Origin of the sequence: Herbinix hemicellulosilytica, assembly GCF_002904165.1 — a bacterium.
Lineage (GTDB): Bacteria > Bacillota > Clostridia > Lachnospirales > Lachnospiraceae > Mobilitalea > Mobilitalea hemicellulosilytica.
Genome location: NZ_CVTD020000010.1, coordinates 187,082 through 206,453 on the forward strand (window position 1 = coordinate 187,082; position 19,372 = coordinate 206,453).

The 19,372-nt window shown below is 35.2% G+C and carries 18 protein-coding genes; all 18 read left to right on the top strand.

Going from position 1 to position 19,372, the window contains the following annotated elements:
* The first annotated feature begins 9 nt into the window (after positions 1-9).
* The 18 genes from HHT355_RS04270 (at position 10) to HHT355_RS04355 (ending at position 19,344) form a co-directional block, all read left to right on the top strand.
* The gene (locus tag HHT355_RS04270; protein WP_103202180.1) at positions 10-885 is read left to right on the top strand and encodes a phosphatidylserine decarboxylase; all 876 of its coding nucleotides are present in this window, start codon (positions 10-12) and stop codon (positions 883-885) included.
* 155 nt (positions 886-1,040) lie between these two features.
* A complete protein-coding gene (locus HHT355_RS04275; RefSeq protein ID WP_242967532.1) occupies positions 1,041-1,802 on the top strand; it encodes an aminoglycoside adenylyltransferase domain-containing protein in 762 nt (253 codons plus the stop codon).
* A gap of 113 nt (positions 1,803-1,915) precedes the next feature.
* Entirely contained in the window at positions 1,916-2,548 is a 633-nt protein-coding gene (locus HHT355_RS04280; RefSeq protein WP_242967533.1) for a DUF1919 domain-containing protein, read from the top strand.
* A gap of 207 nt (positions 2,549-2,755) precedes the next feature.
* On the top strand, positions 2,756-3,382 hold the full coding sequence (locus HHT355_RS04285) for a CPBP family intramembrane glutamic endopeptidase (RefSeq protein WP_158245882.1): 627 nt from the start codon (positions 2,756-2,758) through the stop codon (positions 3,380-3,382).
* Between the two features lie 317 nt (positions 3,383-3,699).
* Positions 3,700-4,749 carry a glycosyltransferase gene (locus HHT355_RS04290; protein WP_158245883.1) on the top strand — a complete coding sequence of 350 codons (1,050 nt, stop codon included), beginning with the start codon at positions 3,700-3,702 and terminating at the stop codon, positions 4,747-4,749.
* A gap of 14 nt (positions 4,750-4,763) precedes the next feature.
* Positions 4,764-5,888, top strand: a complete 1,125-nt coding sequence (locus HHT355_RS04295) for a polysaccharide pyruvyl transferase family protein (RefSeq protein ID WP_103202183.1) — start codon at positions 4,764-4,766, stop codon at positions 5,886-5,888.
* Between the two features lie 2 nt (positions 5,889-5,890).
* The gene (locus tag HHT355_RS04300) at positions 5,891-7,414 is read left to right on the top strand and encodes an oligosaccharide flippase family protein (protein WP_103202184.1); all 1,524 of its coding nucleotides are present in this window, start codon (positions 5,891-5,893) and stop codon (positions 7,412-7,414) included.
* Between the two features lie 292 nt (positions 7,415-7,706).
* Positions 7,707-8,741, top strand: a complete 1,035-nt coding sequence (locus tag HHT355_RS04305) for a sugar ABC transporter substrate-binding protein (RefSeq protein WP_103202185.1) — start codon at positions 7,707-7,709, stop codon at positions 8,739-8,741.
* A 117-nt stretch (positions 8,742-8,858) separates the two neighbouring features.
* Positions 8,859-10,343, top strand: a complete 1,485-nt coding sequence (locus HHT355_RS04310) for a sugar ABC transporter ATP-binding protein (protein ID WP_103202186.1) — start codon at positions 8,859-8,861, stop codon at positions 10,341-10,343.
* Between the two features lie 24 nt (positions 10,344-10,367).
* Positions 10,368-11,363, top strand: coding sequence for an ABC transporter permease (locus HHT355_RS04315; RefSeq protein WP_103202187.1), 996 nt, complete (start codon positions 10,368-10,370; stop codon positions 11,361-11,363).
* An 81-nt stretch (positions 11,364-11,444) separates the two neighbouring features.
* A complete protein-coding gene (locus HHT355_RS04320; protein ID WP_103202188.1) occupies positions 11,445-12,419 on the top strand; it encodes a sugar ABC transporter substrate-binding protein in 975 nt (324 codons plus the stop codon).
* Positions 12,420-12,430: 11 nt separating this feature from the next.
* Positions 12,431-13,753 carry a sensor histidine kinase gene (locus HHT355_RS04325; protein ID WP_103202189.1) on the top strand — a complete coding sequence of 441 codons (1,323 nt, stop codon included), beginning with the start codon at positions 12,431-12,433 and terminating at the stop codon, positions 13,751-13,753.
* Complete coding sequence (locus HHT355_RS04330) at positions 13,746-14,438, top strand: response regulator transcription factor (protein WP_103202190.1); 693 nt, start codon at positions 13,746-13,748, stop codon at positions 14,436-14,438. Before HHT355_RS04325 ends, HHT355_RS04330 begins: the two co-directional genes overlap by 8 nt.
* Complete coding sequence (locus HHT355_RS04335; RefSeq protein WP_242967535.1) at positions 14,425-15,744, top strand: ABC transporter substrate-binding protein; 1,320 nt, start codon at positions 14,425-14,427, stop codon at positions 15,742-15,744. The genes HHT355_RS04330 and HHT355_RS04335 overlap by 14 nt, the downstream gene beginning before the upstream one ends.
* Before the next feature lie 46 nt (positions 15,745-15,790).
* Entirely contained in the window at positions 15,791-16,468 is a 678-nt protein-coding gene (locus HHT355_RS04340; RefSeq protein WP_103202191.1) for a D-lyxose/D-mannose family sugar isomerase, read from the top strand.
* Positions 16,469-16,480: 12 nt separating this feature from the next.
* Positions 16,481-17,485, top strand: a complete 1,005-nt coding sequence (locus HHT355_RS04345; protein WP_103202192.1) for a carbohydrate kinase family protein — start codon at positions 16,481-16,483, stop codon at positions 17,483-17,485.
* 77 nt (positions 17,486-17,562) lie between these two features.
* Positions 17,563-18,420, top strand: coding sequence for a class II fructose-bisphosphate aldolase (locus tag HHT355_RS04350; protein WP_103202193.1), 858 nt, complete (start codon positions 17,563-17,565; stop codon positions 18,418-18,420).
* Positions 18,421-18,849: 429 nt separating this feature from the next.
* Entirely contained in the window at positions 18,850-19,344 is a 495-nt protein-coding gene (locus HHT355_RS04355) for a flavodoxin domain-containing protein (protein ID WP_103202194.1), read from the top strand.
* Positions 19,345-19,372 lie beyond the last annotated feature (28 nt).

Here is a 19,372-nt window from a genome sequence, read left to right on the forward strand (position 1 = left end):
CACTCCCTGATGGAATGCATGGACCGAAAAGGAAATAAATATAGGCAGGATGATACACAAAGTGAAATATTAAGATTTTTATACAAAAATAAATTAGGAAGAATTATATTAAAACCGTTGATAAATCCTTGGGTTACAAATTTGTCGGAAGCCGTGATGAACAGCCGATTTTCAAGAATATTTATTCCTTTATTTATTAGAAAATATAAAATCGATATGAATGAATTTGAAAATCGTACATATTATTCTTACAATGATTTTTTTACAAGAAAAATTAAGAAAGGCAAAAGATTAATTGACGAAAATCCGAAACATCTGATAGCCCCGTGTGACGGTAAATTAAGTGTGTATCCTATAAATAAGTCCTCTCAATTTACGGTTAAAAATACTACTTATAACCTAAGAAGTTTACTAAGAAGCAAAAAGCTTGCCGATTTTTATGAAAACGGGACACTTTTGATTTTTAGACTGACGGTTGATGATTACCACAGATATTGCTATATTGACAGCGGAAGAAAATCGAAAAACTACAGAATAAATGGAGTTTTTCATACGGTTAATCCTGTAGCAAACGATGTAGTACCTGTTTATAAAGAAAACACAAGAGAATATTCTATTTTGTACAGCGAGAATTTTGGAAAAATTCTTATAATGGAGGTTGGAGCATTACTGGTAGGCAGGATTGTAAATTATCATGAAAAGGCTTACGTAAAAAGAGGCCAGGAAAAAGGCAGATTTGAATTTGGTGGATCTACAGTAATTGTGTGTTTGGAGAAAGACAGAGCGGTTATAGACATTGATATTATACAGAATTCCCTAAAAGGCATCGAAACCCTGGTAAGAATGGGTGAAAAGATAGGAATAGCTCAGGAAAAATATCAGTAAAATATATAGCCGTCATTAAGAATGGTTATTCTTGATGCCGGTTTTTTAATTTAAATTTTAAGATAAAAAAGTTGATTTATAAATATTATACAAATGCCTATACGATAAGATAAAAGATTATTAAGCATACAATTTTACTAAGGAAGGGATATTTATTGGATAACATACAAAATTTTTTTGAAAGGTTAGTAAGAGAAAATATTAAAATATTAAGCGATAATCTGGTCGGAATTTACTTGCACGGTTCGGCAGCTATGGGATGTTTTAATCCACAAAAAAGCGATATAGATATTATAACAGTAGTAAAAGACGAGCTTACCGATGATGTAAAGATAAATTTTATGGATATGGTTATTGATTTTAATAATGAAGCTCCGGCCAAGGGACTGGAAATCAGTATAGTAAAAGAAGCGGTATGTAATCCGTTTATATATCCTACGCCATTTGAACTGCATTTTTCCAATATGCATTTGGATTGGTATATGAAAAATCCCACAGATTATGTAAAGAAAATGAAGGGCACAGATAAGGATTTGGCTGCGCATTTTAAAATTATTTATCATAGAGGAAGGACCCTCTATGGGAAGGAAATTAAGGACGTTTTTTGCGATATAAGCGAAGAATATTATAAAGACAGCATTTTAAATGATATTATAAATGCAATAGAAGAGATATTGGACAATCCGGTGTATATTATTCTTAATCTTTGCAGGGTATTGGCATATGTGCAGGAAAAGTTTATCTTATCAAAGGAAGAAGGTGCTGAATGGGGCATTTTAAACCTTCCGGGAAAATATAGAAATCTGATTAGGGCAGCATTGGACGAATATAAGAATAATATTAATATGCATGTAAATAAAGAACTGGCTTTAGAATATGCTAAGTATATGTTGTCTTGTATATATAAATGTTGCTGATAAATGAATGGAATAAGACATGTAATTTATTGCATAGTATAGGATAACATAAAAGATGATATTTAGGAAGTTTTCGTTTTGAAGCGGAATAAATTTTATAAGGGGTTGAAATTTTGTTTGACAGAAAATCAAAAATTTATAGGGCTACAGCCAGAGTGTTCAGAAATACTGTAATAAATCCTATAAACAGAAGAAGGCTAAAAAACCATGATTTTACTATTCTGTCGAACAATTGCACCGGAGGGTTAATTACTCATGATTTAGGCAAGAGGTTTTTATCACCTACGGTTAATCTTTTTATTAAAACACCAGATTTCGTAAAATTCCTGAAAAATCTTGGTCATTACCTGCAGCAGGAAATAGTAGAGGTACATAAAGAAGGAATTAGATATCCTGTCGGTAAGCTGGATGATATTGAGATTTATTTTATGCATTATAAGGATATAAATGAGGCTAAGGAAAAATGGTATGAAAGAAGCAAAAGGATTAATTACGAAAATTTATATATTATTATGGTGGATGATAACAGGTGTACAAAAGAAACTATAAAAGAATTTGAGGAATTACCGTTTAAAAATAAAGTATTTCTTACAAACAAACGCTATAAAAACTGTAAAACTGCTTATTACATAAAGGGATTTGAAGATAAGGAATATATTGAAGATATAACCATGTATAAAAATATCTTTGGACAAAAATATTATGATAATTTTGATTATGTCGGCTGGCTCAACAAAGGCAAGTAATTTGCTTTGCTATTGCCAAGGGCATAAAGTTAAGAAATTGGAAAGATTAATATACAAATAGATGGTAACGTATGGTATCATTATGATAAAATAAGTTAGAGTACGAATTATACTTTTTATGGGACAGGGGAATTCTGAAATGAGGAGAAGACAGTAAAATGACATACTGTATCGGTTAAATTTAAACAAATGAGGGATATTAAAAATATGTATAAAATAAAAGACAAAATTTATGGTTTAATTGCTGTTGCCTATTATCTTATTTTTATATTAGGTTTATGGAGTATGGGATACTTATTTAAAATGAAGTTTAATTATTATTACATACCTTATATACTTTTATTTATTGTTGCAATAACTATAGTTTTGAAAAAAGATAAGAGTTTTGATAATCTTGGATTTTCCAAAGAAAAATTAAAGATAAATATGATTATATCTAGTGTTATGATTTTGGCTGTATTTGTATTCTCGGCAGTATTAAGCAGCCATCCGATACATAAACTCTTTAAAGCTGCTCTTTACTATTTATTTTATATAGCTTTGGTTGAAGAGATTTTGTTCAGGGGTTTTTTACAGAGCTATTTATTTGGATTTAAATTAAGAAAATCTGATTTGTTTTTGATAGGAGGCATATTTTTCTCCGTGTCACATTTGCCTTTTCAAATATTTGCCCACGATATTGAGCCCGTAGCATATATTTTAAATGCCTTTTCTCAGTTAGTATTTACATTCGTCTTTCATATGTTAATGTGCTTCATAACTTATAAGAGAAAAGACATTACAATACCGGTTGCAATACATTTTGTGATTGATTATCTGCAAAATGTATTATAAAAAAGGGAATATATATTATTTAATTGATTATAGCCTTCAAATTTAAATTTATTATAAAAGCGGAAATCAAAAGGTTGCCGTTAACCTTTGGGTTTTCGCTTTTTTATTTTAAAGATATGGGATTGACGGAAATTGTATATGCCTGCAGGTCCGATTTTGTATTTATGGAGAATAGAAAAGTAAATTCAAATATATAATACCGGATTTAATAAAGTTATAGCAAAAATAAGAACTGATCTTTAACGTAAGCATATATTATAAAGAAGATATCTGCTATGATGTCTGGATGTTAATCACCCGGCATAATGAAGTTGGTGATGGCTATATTTAAAGTAAGTGTTATCGTACCGGTATATAACTGCGAAAAGAATGTAGGAAGGTGCATAGAAAGTATTTTAAACCAAAAGCTTAAAGAACTGGAACTAATTCTTGTTAATGACGGCTCAACAGACAGGAGTCTAGAAATAATAAAAAAATACGCAGCCAATAATGACAGGATAAAGATTATTGATAAACCTAACGGCGGTGTATCATCAGCCCGAAATGCCGGACTTGATGCGGCCACCGGGGAATATATAGGATTTGTTGATGCGGATGACTGGATACACCCGGAAATGTACAGCAGTATGTATGACAAAATAACAAAAACCCATAGTGATATTTGCATCTGCAATTACATAGTGGAATATCCGGATCAAAGAAAATACATGTCTTTAAATACAGGGAAAAATGTAGTTTCCGATGAATATGATAAAAAGAGGTTAATATTAAATATAATCGCGCCAAAGGATTTAAACATAAATTCATTTTCGGTCATGGGAAGTGCATGGCGTTTACTTGTAAAAAAAGAACTTATAATGGAAAATAACATAAGATTCCCTTTAGGAATTCCTTTGATGGAAGATTTGGTATTTTGCCTTAATGCGTTTATAAAAAGCAGGCAAATCGTAATCGACAAGGGATTTCATTATCATTATTTTATAGACTCATTATCGTCATACAAAGAAGATATATATCTTATTCATAAAAAGGTGTTTATAATTCTTGAAAATATTCTAAGGGAAAATAATCTTTATACATTTGCCCAGGAAAGGCTAAAGATCCGATATATAAATATGTGCCTTTCCACAATTTCTAATGAAGCAAGCTTCAGTAACAGAAAAAAATTAACAGATAAATTGAAGCATATAAAAAGAATATGTAAGGATAAAAAATTAAAAGAAATGTTAAGAAGTTTATCAACAAAAAATTTGAAAGTAAGAAGAAAGCTTCTTTTATTTGCTCTAAAGCATGAACTGGAAATTCTGCTTTATGCTTATTTTAAAATAGTAATTTTTAAATATAATTTTAAGTTTTTTAGTTATTAAAAAAAGGAGCAGGAATGAAAAGAATTGCTGTAATAACATTAAACGGATATTTTAACTTTGGAAACCGGCTTCAAAACTATGCCTTACAGGAAATTTTGAAATCTTTAGGCTTTCATGTGGATACATTAATAATAAAATCAAAACCCAAAGAGATACCACCAATGAGCAAAAGAATAATTAATCTTATAACAAGTCCCCCTGACGAAATCATAAGACGGTTGGTGTACAGATTTTTAATTAAGAAAAGAGAAGATAAGATCGAAAATGTAAGAACACGTTTGTTTAGGAAGTTTACATATAAGTATATCCGTGAAGTCGATTATGGCATATACGATTATGATGAACCTCAAATTTTATCGGACAGGTATGACTACTTTATAGCAGGAAGCGATCAAATTTGGAATCCGTCATATACAAAAGGCTCCTCCATATACTTTTTAGCCTTTGCCAAGCGGCATAAAAGAATAACATATGCCCCCAGTTTCGGCGTGCCGCAAATACCTTCCGAGTACCAGGAATGTTATAAAAGAATGCTGTCGGATATACCTTATCTTTCCGTCAGGGAAGAGGCGGGTGCTGATATTATAAAAAATCTGACAGGAAGAACAGTTCCGGTACTGGTTGATCCTACATTACTACTCACCAAAGAGCAGTGGATGGCAATTGCAAAGAAGGCAAGATACAAGCCTGGTGGACAATATTTACTGACATATTTTCTTGGAGGTATACCTGACAATTACAAGAAGCGGATAAAAGCGATTGCAAAAAAAAGACATCTTGAAATCGTTAACCTGGGGGATATAAAAGAAAAATATTATTTGGCAGGACCCGATGAATTTATTGATTATATAAAAGACAGCACCGCAGTACTTACCGATTCATATCACGGTACAATTTTTTCGATAATTTTTAACAAACCCTTTGTTGTTTTTGACAGAGTAAGCAAATTACAAATGTTTTCAAGAATTGATACTCTTTTAAATACATTTAATTTACAGGCAAGAAAAATAGAAAATATGTCATTGGAAAGAGATTTATTTAGAATCGATTTTTCACATATTCCGCATATATTAGAGAAGGAAAGAAGTAAATCCATGGCTTATCTAAAAAAATGTTTAAAAATTAAGGATGCTGATTGAATATGAAAATTAACCAGCTTAAAGCGGGGGCTATATTATCATATTTATCGATGGGTTTAGCCTATTTGGTATCCATTATTTATACCCCCATTATGTTAAGGCTTCTTGGACAAAAAGATTACGGCCTTTACAGTTTGGTTTCTTCGGTTATCTCATATCTTGGTATTTTAAATTTCGGATTCGGCAGTACTTATATACGGTACTATGCGAAAAATAAAGTAAAAGATGACAATGAAAATATTGCAAAATTAAACGGTATGTTTTTAGCAATCTTTTCTGTCATAGGCCTTGTAGTAGTGACTGCAGGAATTATTTTGGGATTAAATGCAAAAATTGTTCTGGGCAAGGAACTTTCAGCCGATGAAGTATCTAAAGCAAAGATATTGATGATGATATTGGCATTGAATTTAGCCATATCTTTTTTTAATCTTGTATTTAATTCATATATTACGGCAAATGAAAAATTTGTGTTTCAAAAATTAGTACATATGATAAAAATAGTCGCTAATCCGGTTTTGACCCTGCCTATATTGCTGTTGGGTTATGGCTCGATTGGTATGGCTATAATGGCTACTGTCATTAATATCATCATTGAAGGTATAAATATGTCATATTGCTTAAAAAAACTTGGAATGAATTTTAAATTCAGGGATTTTGATCTTAAACTTCTTAAAGAAATGATTGTTTTTTCAACATATATATTTATAAATATGATTGTAGATCAGATAAACTGGAATGTCGACAAATACCTGCTTGGAAGGTTTCATGGAACTATTGCTGTTGCGGTTTACGGTTTGGCTGCCCAGATTAACACATACTATATAAGTATAATGTCAACTGTTTCAAGTGTTTTTGTTCCCAGGGTTCACAGGCTTGTGGCCAACTCTGACAATAGTACCGAATTAACCGGGATATTTACCAGAATTGGACGGCTGCAATTTATGATCATGTCATTGGCTTTGACCGGAATAATATTTTTCGGCAGGCCTTTTATTAATTTGTGGGCAGGGAGCAATTATAACGGCTCATATATTATATTGGTGCTGCTTGCAAGTTCGGGAGTTATTTCAACAATACAAACCATAGGGATAGAAATTCAAAGGGCAAAGAATATGCATAAATTCAGGTCTATACTATATGCGGTTATTGCAATAGGAAACCTTGGGCTTTCAATTCCTCTGGCAAAAATATATAAGGGGGCCGGAGCTGCCTTTGCAACAGCCTTGGCAATTATAATTGGCAACGGCTTTATAATGAACTGGTACTATCATAATAGGGTAGGTATTAATATCAAATATTTTTGGAAGCAAATTTTTGGTTTTTTACCTGCATTGATTTTACCTATAGCTGCAGGGATTTTCATAAATAATTGTATTAATTTGTATACACCGGTTAACTTTATATGCTTTGCAGGATTATACATTCTTGTGTTTATCGCATCCATGTGGTTTTTAGGGATGAACAAATATGAAAAAGACTTATTTAGGAAACCAGCAAGAAAAATTCTAAGCAAAGTAATAAAATGATAATCATATTTGCCTCCTGGGCAGACAAGTTAAAGCAAAAATGAGCCCGGGAGGTATTTTTATGTCTTTCATGAGAGATTAATATAATAAATATCTGTTTTTACATTAATACTCTAGTATTTATACGGACAAAAATAGAAATACTTATTTTTACAGTTTTAAAAAAATAATATTTGAATATTACAAATGTCATATTAATTTAATTACATATTACAGGTGTGGGATTAGGAGAAATTTTTTATTATTGTATTGTAATTAAACACTGATTATAAAAAAACTAGGAGGCAAGGAAATGAAAGTGAAAAAACTGTTAGCATTAGCATTGTGTTTTACCATGTGTCTGGGCTTGTTTGCAGCTTGCGGCAAGAACAATAATGACACAGCAAAAGATATTGCTAATACAGAAGATGCTATTAAAGATGCAGGCGAAAAAATTGTTGACAAAGCAGAAGATTTAGCTGGTGAAAAAGAACATTATACTTTTGGTTACACATGTATGGACGGAACTAATCCCTTCTTCGTAACTCTTGAGAAGACTATCCGTGAGGAAGTTGAGAAGAGAGGGGACAAGCTGATCTCTACAGATCCCGCCAACGACGTAACTCTTCAGATTACACAGATCGAAGATATGATTACTCAAGGTATTGACGCTATTTTCCTTAACCCTGTAGAGGCAGAAGGTATTCTTCCTGCGCTTGATATGTTAAAGGAAGCCGGAATTCCTATCATTAACTTCGATACAGAAGTTGCAGATCTTTCTTATGTTGAAGCTTATGTAGGTTCCGATAACTACAATGCAGGTTTTGTATGCGGCCTTGACCTGGTAGCAAAAAGACCTGAAGGCGGCCCTATCATAGTTCTTGATTCACCTACTATGAACTCTATTACAGACCGTGTTAAAGGTTTCTTGGATGCTATCGAAGGTAAAGGATTTACTGTAGTTGCACAGCAGGATGCAAAAGGTAATCTGGAAGTAGCTATGGGTATTGCAGAAGACCTTCTTCAGGCTCACAGTGATGTAGTTGCAATCTTTGGCGGTAACGATCCTACAGCATTAGGAGCTTTGGCAGCAGCCAATGCGGCAGGCCTTACCGATTGCTTAATTTATGGTGTTGACGGTTCTCCCGATATCAAGGCTGAAATTGCTTCAGGAAACTCATTAATCGAAGGAACCGGTGCACAATCTCCTATAAACATTGCTAAAATTTCCGTAGAAGTTATGTACAAGTATATGTCAGGAGAACAGGTTGAAGATCGTTATCCTGTTGAGACCTTCCTTATAACAGCAGATAATGTAAATGATTTTGGAACAACAGATTGGCAGTAATTAAATATACAACTGATAATCGGATATAATTTATAAAGGGGCTTATGAAATAATAAGCCCCTTTGAATTAAAAGGCGTAAATCATAAAGTTTAATTATTAGATAAGCAGGTGATGATTTGGAACCGAAAGTGCTATTAAAAATGAAAAATATTCATAAATCATTTCCCGGAGTACATGCCTTAAAATCGGTCGATTTTGAACTCAGAGCAGGTGAAGTCCATGCGATACTGGGGGAAAACGGAGCGGGAAAATCGACATTGATCAAGGTTTTGGGCGGTATTTACACTCCGGATGAGGGTGAAATATATATAGAAGGAAAAAAAGTAGAGATAAAAGATGTTGTTACCGCACAAAAGTGTGGTATTGCCATTATACACCAGGAACTGGTTTTGGTTCCTTATATGACCGTTGGTGAGAACATTTTCCTTGGTAGAGAACCTATGAAAGGAAAATTTGTAGACCGTAAAAAACTGCATGAAGAAGCTCAGAAACTTCTTGATGCTTACGGAATGGATATAGATGCAAGAACAATGGTCGGCAAGCTTACGATAGCAAAGCAGCAGATGGTAGAAATAATCAAGGCTATTTCCTGTCAGTCCAAAATTCTTGTTATGGATGAACCTACATCTTCCATATCGGACAAAGAAGTAAGTTTCTTGTTCAATACTATGCGGACATTAACTGCCAAAGGAGTAGGTATTATCTACATTTCCCATAAGATGAGCGAACTGGATGAGATATGTGACCGGGTTACGGTAATGAGAGACGGCTCTTATATAGCTACCGAAGTTGTTAAGGAAACTACAAAAGACAGGCTGATATCCATGATGGTTGGCCGTGATTTAAAGAATTATTATACCAGGGATTACGCAAATCAGGGAGAAGTAATCCTAAAGTGTGAAAATATTTCCGATAACCATATGGTAAAAGGAGCAAGCTTTGAACTTCGAAAAGGAGAAATCCTCGGTTTTGCAGGCCTTGTTGGTGCAGGCCGAAGCGAACTGATGAAATGTATTTTCGGATTGACTAAAAATTATACCGGAGACATTTATCTTGACGGAAAGAAAGTAAATATTAAGTCTCCTACGGAAGCCATGCGCCATGGTATTGCCCTTGTTCCCGAAGACAGAAAACATGAAGGACTTTATCTTATACAGAGCGTAAAATTCAATACTACCATAGAGGTTTTAAAGGAATTTATTAAATTTATTCATGTCAACAAAAATAAGGAAGAAGAGATTACCCAGCGTTATATTGATATGATGGCTACAAAGACTCCTTCGACTAAACAGCTCGTAGGAAAGCTTTCTGGCGGAAACCAGCAGAAAATTATGATTGGAAGATGGCTGGCTACGTCTCCCAAAATATTGATTTTGGATGAACCCACAAGAGGTGTTGACGTAGGTGCAAAATCCGAAATCTATGCCATTATTAACAAATTGGCAAAAGAAGGTATGTCAATAATTCTGATTTCATCAGAACTGCCTGAGATTATAAACATGAGTGACCGGGTATATGTAATGCGCGACGGCAAAGTTATGGGTTGCCTTGGACATGAAGAGGTTACCCAGGAAAAAATAATGAAGCTTGCTGCACGATAGGTTATGAATTCAGGAGGAGATAAAATGGATCAAGTAAGCAGGAAGAAAAAGAGTTTTATATCTAATTTAAAAGATAGTTTTATACAGTGGATAAAAGAAAATATAGGTATTATTATAGCTTTAATTATATTATGTCTGTTTTTATCATTAAATCCGGTTACAAAACATTCATTTTTAACACTAAAAAATGTTTTTAATGTACTAAGGCAGATATCATCAAACCTGTTTTTGGCATGCGGTATGACAATGGTTATTATTCTTGGCGGTATTGACTTGTCCGTAGGATCAGTCATAGCCCTGTCCGGCTGTATTGCTGCAGGTGCTGTATCAAGATACGGTTTGCCGCTTGGTGTAGCCATTATTTTAGGTCTTATTGTCGGCTTAGTAGTCGGAATGTTTAACGGTTTTGTTATTTCAAAGACTACAATACCGGCCTTTATCGTAACACTGGCAACCATGAATATAGCCAAAGGACTGGCTTATGTTTACACCGGTGGCTCTCCGGTAAGAGTTGTTACAAAAGAATGGCAGTTTTTAGGAGCAGGTTATATCGGTATAGTTCCCACACCGGTAGTTATCCTGATTATTGTTTTGATTATCACATCCTTTATAATGAACCGTACAAAAACCGGCCGTTATATTTATGCGGTGGGAGGAAATGCCCAGGCTGCAAGATTTTCAGGTATTAATGTGGCAAAGGTAAAATTCTTTGTCCATGCTTATTCAGGCCTTATGGCAGGACTTGCCGGAGTGGTTTTGGCATCCCGTATGTATTCCGGACAGCCGACAGCCGGTGAAGGAGCGGAAATGGATGCTATCGCAGCGGTTGTTGTTGGCGGAACCAGTATGTCAGGTGGTTTCGGTAAAATAGGAGGAACAATTATCGGTGGTCTTATAATCGGTGTTTTGAACAACGGACTTAACCTCCTTAATGTTAACTCATTCTGGCAGTATGTTGTTAAAGGTGTGGTAATATTACTGGCAGTATTTATAGATTATTTCAAAAACAGAAAGGCATAATAAAATATAATAATAGACTTTGGAATTATAATATGATATTATTCATATGTTATACTTTTTTATTTTTCATTGGGGGATATTATGATTAAATTGAGCAAAAAGCGAATCAAGTTTTTAATTTTAACTAAGTTCATACTGGTGCTTGTTTTGCTTTTGGTTGGATGCTCAATTTTGAAAAATGTACTGAACTTTCCGGATAAAAAGCCCAGAAAGTTCGGTGCAACTTATATGACTATGAATAATCCCTATTTTGAAATATTAAATGACGGCATTAAAGAAGTTATAGAGGCCAACGGGGATATTTTAATAACCAGAGATCCGGCCCAGGATCAGCAAAAACAGAATGAACAGATTTATGAAATGATTGAAGAAGGGGTAGCGGCAATATTTTTAAATCCGGTAGACTGGATAGAAGTTGAACCGGCCCTTATTGCATGCAAAAAGGCAAATATACCCGTATTCAACGTTGATACAAACGTATATCATACGGAACATGTGGTATCCATAATTGCTTCCGACAATTATAATGCGGGTGTACAGTGCGCAAAGGATATGATGAGTAAGCTCCCCAAAGCTGATATCGTAATACTGGATCAGCCAATTATAAATTCCATTAATTTGCGAATCCAGGGATTTATAGATACTATAAAAGGAAACGATAATTACAGAGTGGTAATTCAAAGAGCCGCCGGCGGAGAGTTGGAGGTTGCAATGGATGTAATGAATGATATACTTGATGCCGGCATTGCTTTTGACGTTGTCATGGGTGGTAACGATCCGACGGCAATCGGTGCAATAGCTGCTTTGGAATCCAGGCATATGAATAAAAAAGTTCTCATATACGGTGTTGACGGTTCTCCTGACGGAAAAATGATGATAAAAGAAGGATATCTGGAGGGAACCAGTGCCCAGCAACCGAGCGAGATAGGAAGAATATCGGCTCAGGTGGCCTATGATTATCTTAGCGGCAAAGAAGTAGATAAAAATATTGTAGTACCGGTAACCTTAATTACGAGAGAAAATCTGGATGAATTTACTATTGACGGATGGCAGTAAGGATTTGAGATATGCAGAATAAGAAGTTTAGTTATTTAAAAATTTCAATGATATCAATAAATTTCTTGGCGGTTTCGTTTATTACATTGCTGATATATATAACAACGAAGAATATTTGCGATCAATTTATAGCCAGGGAATATTTAAATTCTGTATCTGCAATTCCTTGGAGTCCGCTCAGGAATATCATCGTAACCTTATTATTGTTATGTGTAATGACCCTTTCATACATTGTGAGAGAATTTATTTATCCGAATAATAATAAGGTTATGTATATTACCTTATTTATTGATTTGCTGATAAGCTTTGTTATAATTTACTTTTTAAATTTTAATTATAACGGCATACTCTTTCTGGTTATAGCCAATGTAATAACCTATACCAAGGGTACCCGGGGAAGATATTTTCTTATGCTTCTTTCCGTTGCAGCCATACTTATAGCAGATTATGAACTTATTTCAATAAATTTTAATATGTATTCCATAAATGACTACATCAGCTTTTATGATTCGGCAACACAACAGTCGCTGATGGCCGGCTATAATACGATTATATCGGTAAACATGATATTATTTATAATTTATTGCATAAGTGTTATTCAAAATCAAAGGGGCACAATAGATGAGGTTAATACCTTATATGAAAAACTTAGCAAAGCCAATGAGGATCTGCAGGCAGCCAATGAGCAGCTTAAGGAATACTCAAAAATAACCGAAAAAATGGGTGAAACAAGAGAGCGTAACCGTTTAGCGAGAGAAATTCATGATACCTTGGGACATACCCTGACAGGTATCCTGGCCGGACTGGACGCCTGTCTTACAACTATAGACATAGCACCCCAGGAAACAAAAAAGCAGCTTGAAATGATAGCGGAGGTAACAAGACAGGGAATTAAAGATGTAAGAAGATCCGTCAATAAATTAAGGCCGGATGCGCTTGAAAGGCTTAATCTGGAATCTGCTATCCGTAAAATGATTTTAGATATTGAGTCCATGTCAAATACTCATGTAACTTTTGAATCGAAAGTGGCAAATTTAAAATTTGACGCAGATGAAGAGGATACCATCTACAGAGTGATTCAGGAAAGCCTTACCAATGCCATCAGACACGGAAAAGCAACCCGTATCTGGGTTTATATAGAAAGTGACAACGGGGAAATAGTTTTGACAATCAAGGACAACGGTGTCGGATGCAAGGATATGAAAAAAGGCTTCGGAACGCGTCACATAGTGGAGCGTATCCAAATGCTTAAAGGTAGCGTTGAATTTGACGGAAGTGACGGATTTACCGTTATAGCCAGAATACCGATTCGATGGGGTGAAGAATATGATTAAAGTACTAATTGCCGATGATCAGGAACTTATTCGTCACAGTTTGCAGATAGTTCTTAGCAACAAACAGAACATTGAGGTAACGGATGCGGTAGCTGACGGACAGGAAGTTATAAGAAGTGTCCGTAAGAACAAGCCGGATGTTATCCTTATGGATATCCGTATGCCAAAAATGGATGGGGTTCAATGCACGAAAATCATAAAAGAAAATTATCCTGAGATTAAAATTATAATCCTTACCACATTTGATGACGACGAATATATTTATGATGCTCTTAAATATGGCGCCAGCGGTTATCTTCTAAAAGGCGTTTCTATGGACGAATTGGTTAATGCCATCCAGACCGTATACAGCGGAAGGGCGATGATTAATCCTGACATTGCGACCAAAGTCGTCCGTCTTTTTTCACAGATGGCGAAAGCGGATTTCTTTATTGATACGGGCCAAAAAGCAGAACAGGAACTTACAAAAACGGAATTAAAGATTATAGAACAAATCGAATATGGTTTATCCAATAAGGAAATTGCCGATGCCCTTAATCTGTCTGAGGGTACGGTGCGGAATTATATAAGTACAATATTAAATAAGCTGAAGTTACGGGACCGTACTCAGCTTGCCATATGGGCAATACAGGCCAAAATAGGTAAAAAAGGTTTGAATATGGAGCGCCATAATGAAAATGAGTAAGAAAAAATACGGTATTATTTTGGGGTGTGCGGTCTTTATTATGTCATTATTTACCGCACTCCATTTTATAAGGAAAGAAAGGCAAATAACAATTGAATTAGGCATTTTTGCAGGCAGTAATTGGGATGTTGCCAATGCCAACAGTTATGTAATTATAGACAAAGCCATAGAACGTTTTGAACGGGAGCATAAGAACGTTAAAATTCACTATTCAAGCGGTATTTTAAAACGGGATTATTCGGAATGGCTTTCGCAAAAATTACTGCTCGGAAAGATGCCTGATGTATTTATGATTCTTTCCGATGATTTTAACCGTTTTGCTTCATTGGGAGTATTAAAAGATCTGGATAAACTTATAGAAAAGGATCCTTCCTTTGACCGTGAAAAATTTTTTACCACAACCTTACTTACCGGCCAGTATAACGGTACCCAGTTTGCTCTTCCTTATGAAACTGTCCCGACCCTGATGTTTGTAAATAAAACCCTATTGCAAAAAGAAGGCATAGAAGTACCGGACAGTGACTGGACATGGGATGATTTTTTGGATATAAGCCAAAAGGTAACAAAAGATACCGATGGTGACGGCCATTTGGATCAATTTGGCATGTATAACTATGATTGGCTTGATGCCGCTTATACAAACGGTGCTGTCTTATTTGAAAACGGAGATAACAAAATCAGCCTTGTCAATGAAAAAGTAACCCAGGCTGTAAAATTCGTAAAGCAGCTATATGATTTAAACCAGGGACGAAAAGTAACCCAAGAAGACTTTGACAGCGGAAAAGTAGCTTTCATGCCATTAACATTTGCCGATTACAGAACATATAAGACATATCCTTATAAAATAAAAAAATATTTAAATTTCCAGTGGGATTGTATAACCCTGCCGGCAGGGCCAAACGGGGAAAATATCTCAGAAGTAAATACCCTGCTTATGGGAATAAACAGCAAAACCAAACATGAAAAATTAGCCTGGGAATTTTTGAAACTACTGACATATGATGAGGAAATTCAAATGGATATATTCCGATATTCCCAGGGAGCTTCGGTTTTAAAAAATGTAACCGGATCAAAGGAAGCGGAAGTGATTCTCCAGGAATATATGGAGGAAAGCGAAAGAGTAATTGATAATGAACTTTTAAGCAGAGTTATTGAACAAGGGATGGTGGCCCCTCAGTTTTTAAGATACAGAGAGGCGGTTTCCTTAGCAACAAGTGAAATTCAGGTCATAATAGAAAATGACAAAAACATCGACAGTTCCTTAAAAATTCTTCAAAACAAGATTAATGAGTACTTAAAGCAATAATCGGACAGAAATATAATCATGCTTGATAAAGAAAGGAAGTTTTGATATGAAACGTTCTGAGATAAATCAAATTATATTGGATGGAATCAAGTTTTTTGATGAAATGAAATTTAAGCTGCCTCCGTTTGCTTATTGGAGTCCTTCAGAATGGAAAGAAAAAAATCATGAATATGACGAAATCCGTGAAAATAAATTAGGTTGGGATATCACCGATTTTGGAAGCGGCAATTTTTATAAAACAGGCTTATTTTTATTTACATTAAGAAACGGCGGTGCAGATCCGCAAAATCAGACCAAGTCGTATGCGGAAAAGATAATGATAGTCAGAGAAAATCAGGTTACCCCTTATCATTTTCATTGGAAGAAAACCGAAGATATCATAAATCGCGGCGGCGGAAACTTAATGATAAAATTATATAACTCCACCAAAGACGGTGATTTCGGAAGCGATCCGGTTATGGTTCATATGGACGGAAGAAAGTTTGAAGTGCCCGCAGGAACCGTACTTTGCCTTAAGCCGGGAGAGAGCATAACTCTTATGCCAGGCCAATATCATTCCTTCTGGGGTGAGCCGGGATGCGGACAAGTCCTGGTAGGGGAGGTATCGGAGTGCAATGATGATGCTTCGGACAACCGCTTTTATGAGAAAATAGGCAGATTTCCCGATATAGAAGAAGACGAGCCTCCGGTTTATTACCTCTGCAATGAGTATCCGTTAGCTTAGGAGGGTCAATTTATGGAGAAGGGAATTGCAATTGCAGGCACTATAGCTGTCGATTATATTAAAACAATAGACCAATATCCCGAAAAAGGAATGTTAGGAAATATTTTATCATCATCCAGAGGGGTAGGAGGATGTGTGACTAATACGCTTTGTGATTTGGCAAAAATGGATCCGACAATACCCCTTTATGCTTACGGCGGGATCGGAGATGATGAAAACGGAGATTTTGTTGTAAGAGTTCTTAAGGAGCATGATATAAATACCGACGGTATTGTCCGGTTTCCTGGAGAGATGACAGCATTTACGGATGTTATGACTCTAGTAGCTACCGGAGAGAGGACTTTTTTTAATGCCAAAGGGGCAAATAAAATATATTCCTACAGTGATTTGGATTTTGATTCCCTAGAGGTTGATTTGTTTCATATAGGCTACGCATTTTTGATGGATCCTTTTGACCGGGAAGATGAAGAATACGGAACCGTTATGGCAAGAGCCCTGGCTAGGGTTCAAAGTATGGGAATTCGTACTTCCATGGATTTGGTCAGCGTGGAGAATGAGAGATATTCCGAAATAGTTAAACCAAGCCTTAGATATTGCAACTATTTTATAGTAAATGAAATAGAGGCAGGAAAAACTGTTAATTTATCTCCTTATGGCCCCGACGGAAGCATAGACGAAGTAAGAATCAGAAAAATATGCGAGTTAATACTTGAGGCCGGTGTTAAAGATATGGTGGTCATCCATGCTCCTTTGGGAGGCTGGGCTATGACAAATACTGGTGAATTTTATTTTGCTCCTTCACTAAAACTTCCGCAAAATTATATAAAAGGTACCGTGGGAGCGGGAGATGCATTCTGCGCAGGTATGCTGTACGGAATTTATAAGGAAATGCCTGTAAAAGAAGCTTTGGAAATTGCCTGTATGACTGCTGCATGTTCACTTTCCGAGTATGATTCCATATCGGGAATGAAAACTATAGATGAAATTAAAAGCATATACGGCAAATTCCGTGTTTAATATAAGAATCAAATTTTGCATATAGAAGAATTTACTTTTAGTTACTTGTATTTGACTCAATTTAAGGAGATGTGTTTATGATAGTTAACTTACAGGAAGTTCTGGCCTATGCCGAACAAAAACAATGTGCTATCGGAGCGTTCAATACCCCAAATTTTGAATGCATTATGGCGGTAATTCATAATGCCGAGAAATTTCAAATTCCGGTTATTATAGAACATGCCCAGGTTCATGAAAGCGTTATGCCTTTAGAGATTATTGGGCCTGCCATGGTAGAATTTGCAAAAAAAGCCAAGGTTCCCGTATGTGTTCATCTGGATCACGGTGAAAGCCTTGAATATATTGAGAAGGCTTTGGAACTTGGCTTTTCATCAGCCATGTATGACGGTTCCAAATTGTCATTTGAAGAAAATGTAGAAAACACCCGTAAGGCTGTAGCTATGGTACGCAAATACAATGCAGGTATTGAAGCGGAAATCGGTGTTATGCAGGGCGGGGAAGCCGGCGGAAATGCACAAGAAGGAAGCAGTATGAATGATGAAGATCTTTATACCGATCCCCAGCTTGCATATGAATTTGTAAAAGCAACGGGTATTGATGCCCTGGCTGCTTCGTTCGGTACCGTTCACGGTTTTTATAAAGCGAAGCCTAAACTGGATTTTGAAAGAATTGAAAATATAAAAAAATTGACCGGTATTCCGGTGGTTATGCACGGCGGTTCGGGATTAAGTGAGCAAGACTACAAAGAAGCCATACGCAGAGGGGTAAGAAAGATAAATTATTACTCATATATGTCCCAGGCAGCCCTTCATGAAATAAAAAACCGGATTAATGATCCTGCCGTTCAGTATTTTCATGATATTGCCGGTATAGCGGTAAAAGCCATGCAGGATAACAGCGAACAGGCCATGAGAATATTTTACGGGCTTGAGTAATTGTTAATTGCATAATTTGCTATAAGAAAGTATAAATATTAGCTGACAATTGAAAGATTTACTTATCGATAACGGATTTAAACTGTTTTCAGTTAAGAGGCATTTACTGATCTTGGTCGGCTAAAGTAAAAATTTGATCTGCCAAAGATAAAAAGATTATAACACACCGCTTTAGAGTTTAAATTCTAAGGCGGTGTTTTTGTATGTGACATATTATGTCTTATGGGAATTTTATATAGCCTGATTTTATATTAGGATTTGTAAAGTATGGGATTTGAGCCAAAATTAATTTGTCTTACATTGCCGGATATTTTTTATAGTATATTTTGATATAACTTGGCATTCTTATGAATATTAGTATCGATAGACATTTAATTTTTCTTTTAAAAATTACATTAGTAGGATATAATGGAAAAGGAGGTAAGATATATGATTATAGTATATGAATCAAAAACAGGTTTTACTAAGAAATATGCACAGATGCTTGCAGACAGGACAAAATTCAGATGTTTAAATGTGAAAGAAATCTTAAAATCCAATTCGGATGAAGATGTTATTTTCCTGGGATGGCTGAAAGCAGGAGAAATACAGGGACTAAGTAAGCTTCGCAAACGTAATATAAGGATAAAAGCAGTTTGTGTAACCGGTCTTGCCCGTATTGCCGAGCCCAGTCCCGAAGCTGTAATTGAAAGAAACAACATCAAAAACATACCTTTTTTCTATCTGCGCGGCGGCTGCCTGCCGGTAAACGAGTTAAAAGGTATTGATAAAATAATGATGAAGATGTTTGTAAAGATGTTAAAAAGCCGTAAAAATAAAGACGAAGAATTAATTGAATCGATAAATCATATAGAAAACGGTTATGACGGTGTAGAAGAAAAAAATCTTGAACCGGTTTTAAAATGGCTTGAGGATAAGGCATGAGATTGTAGAAGAATAACTAAAAATTTTA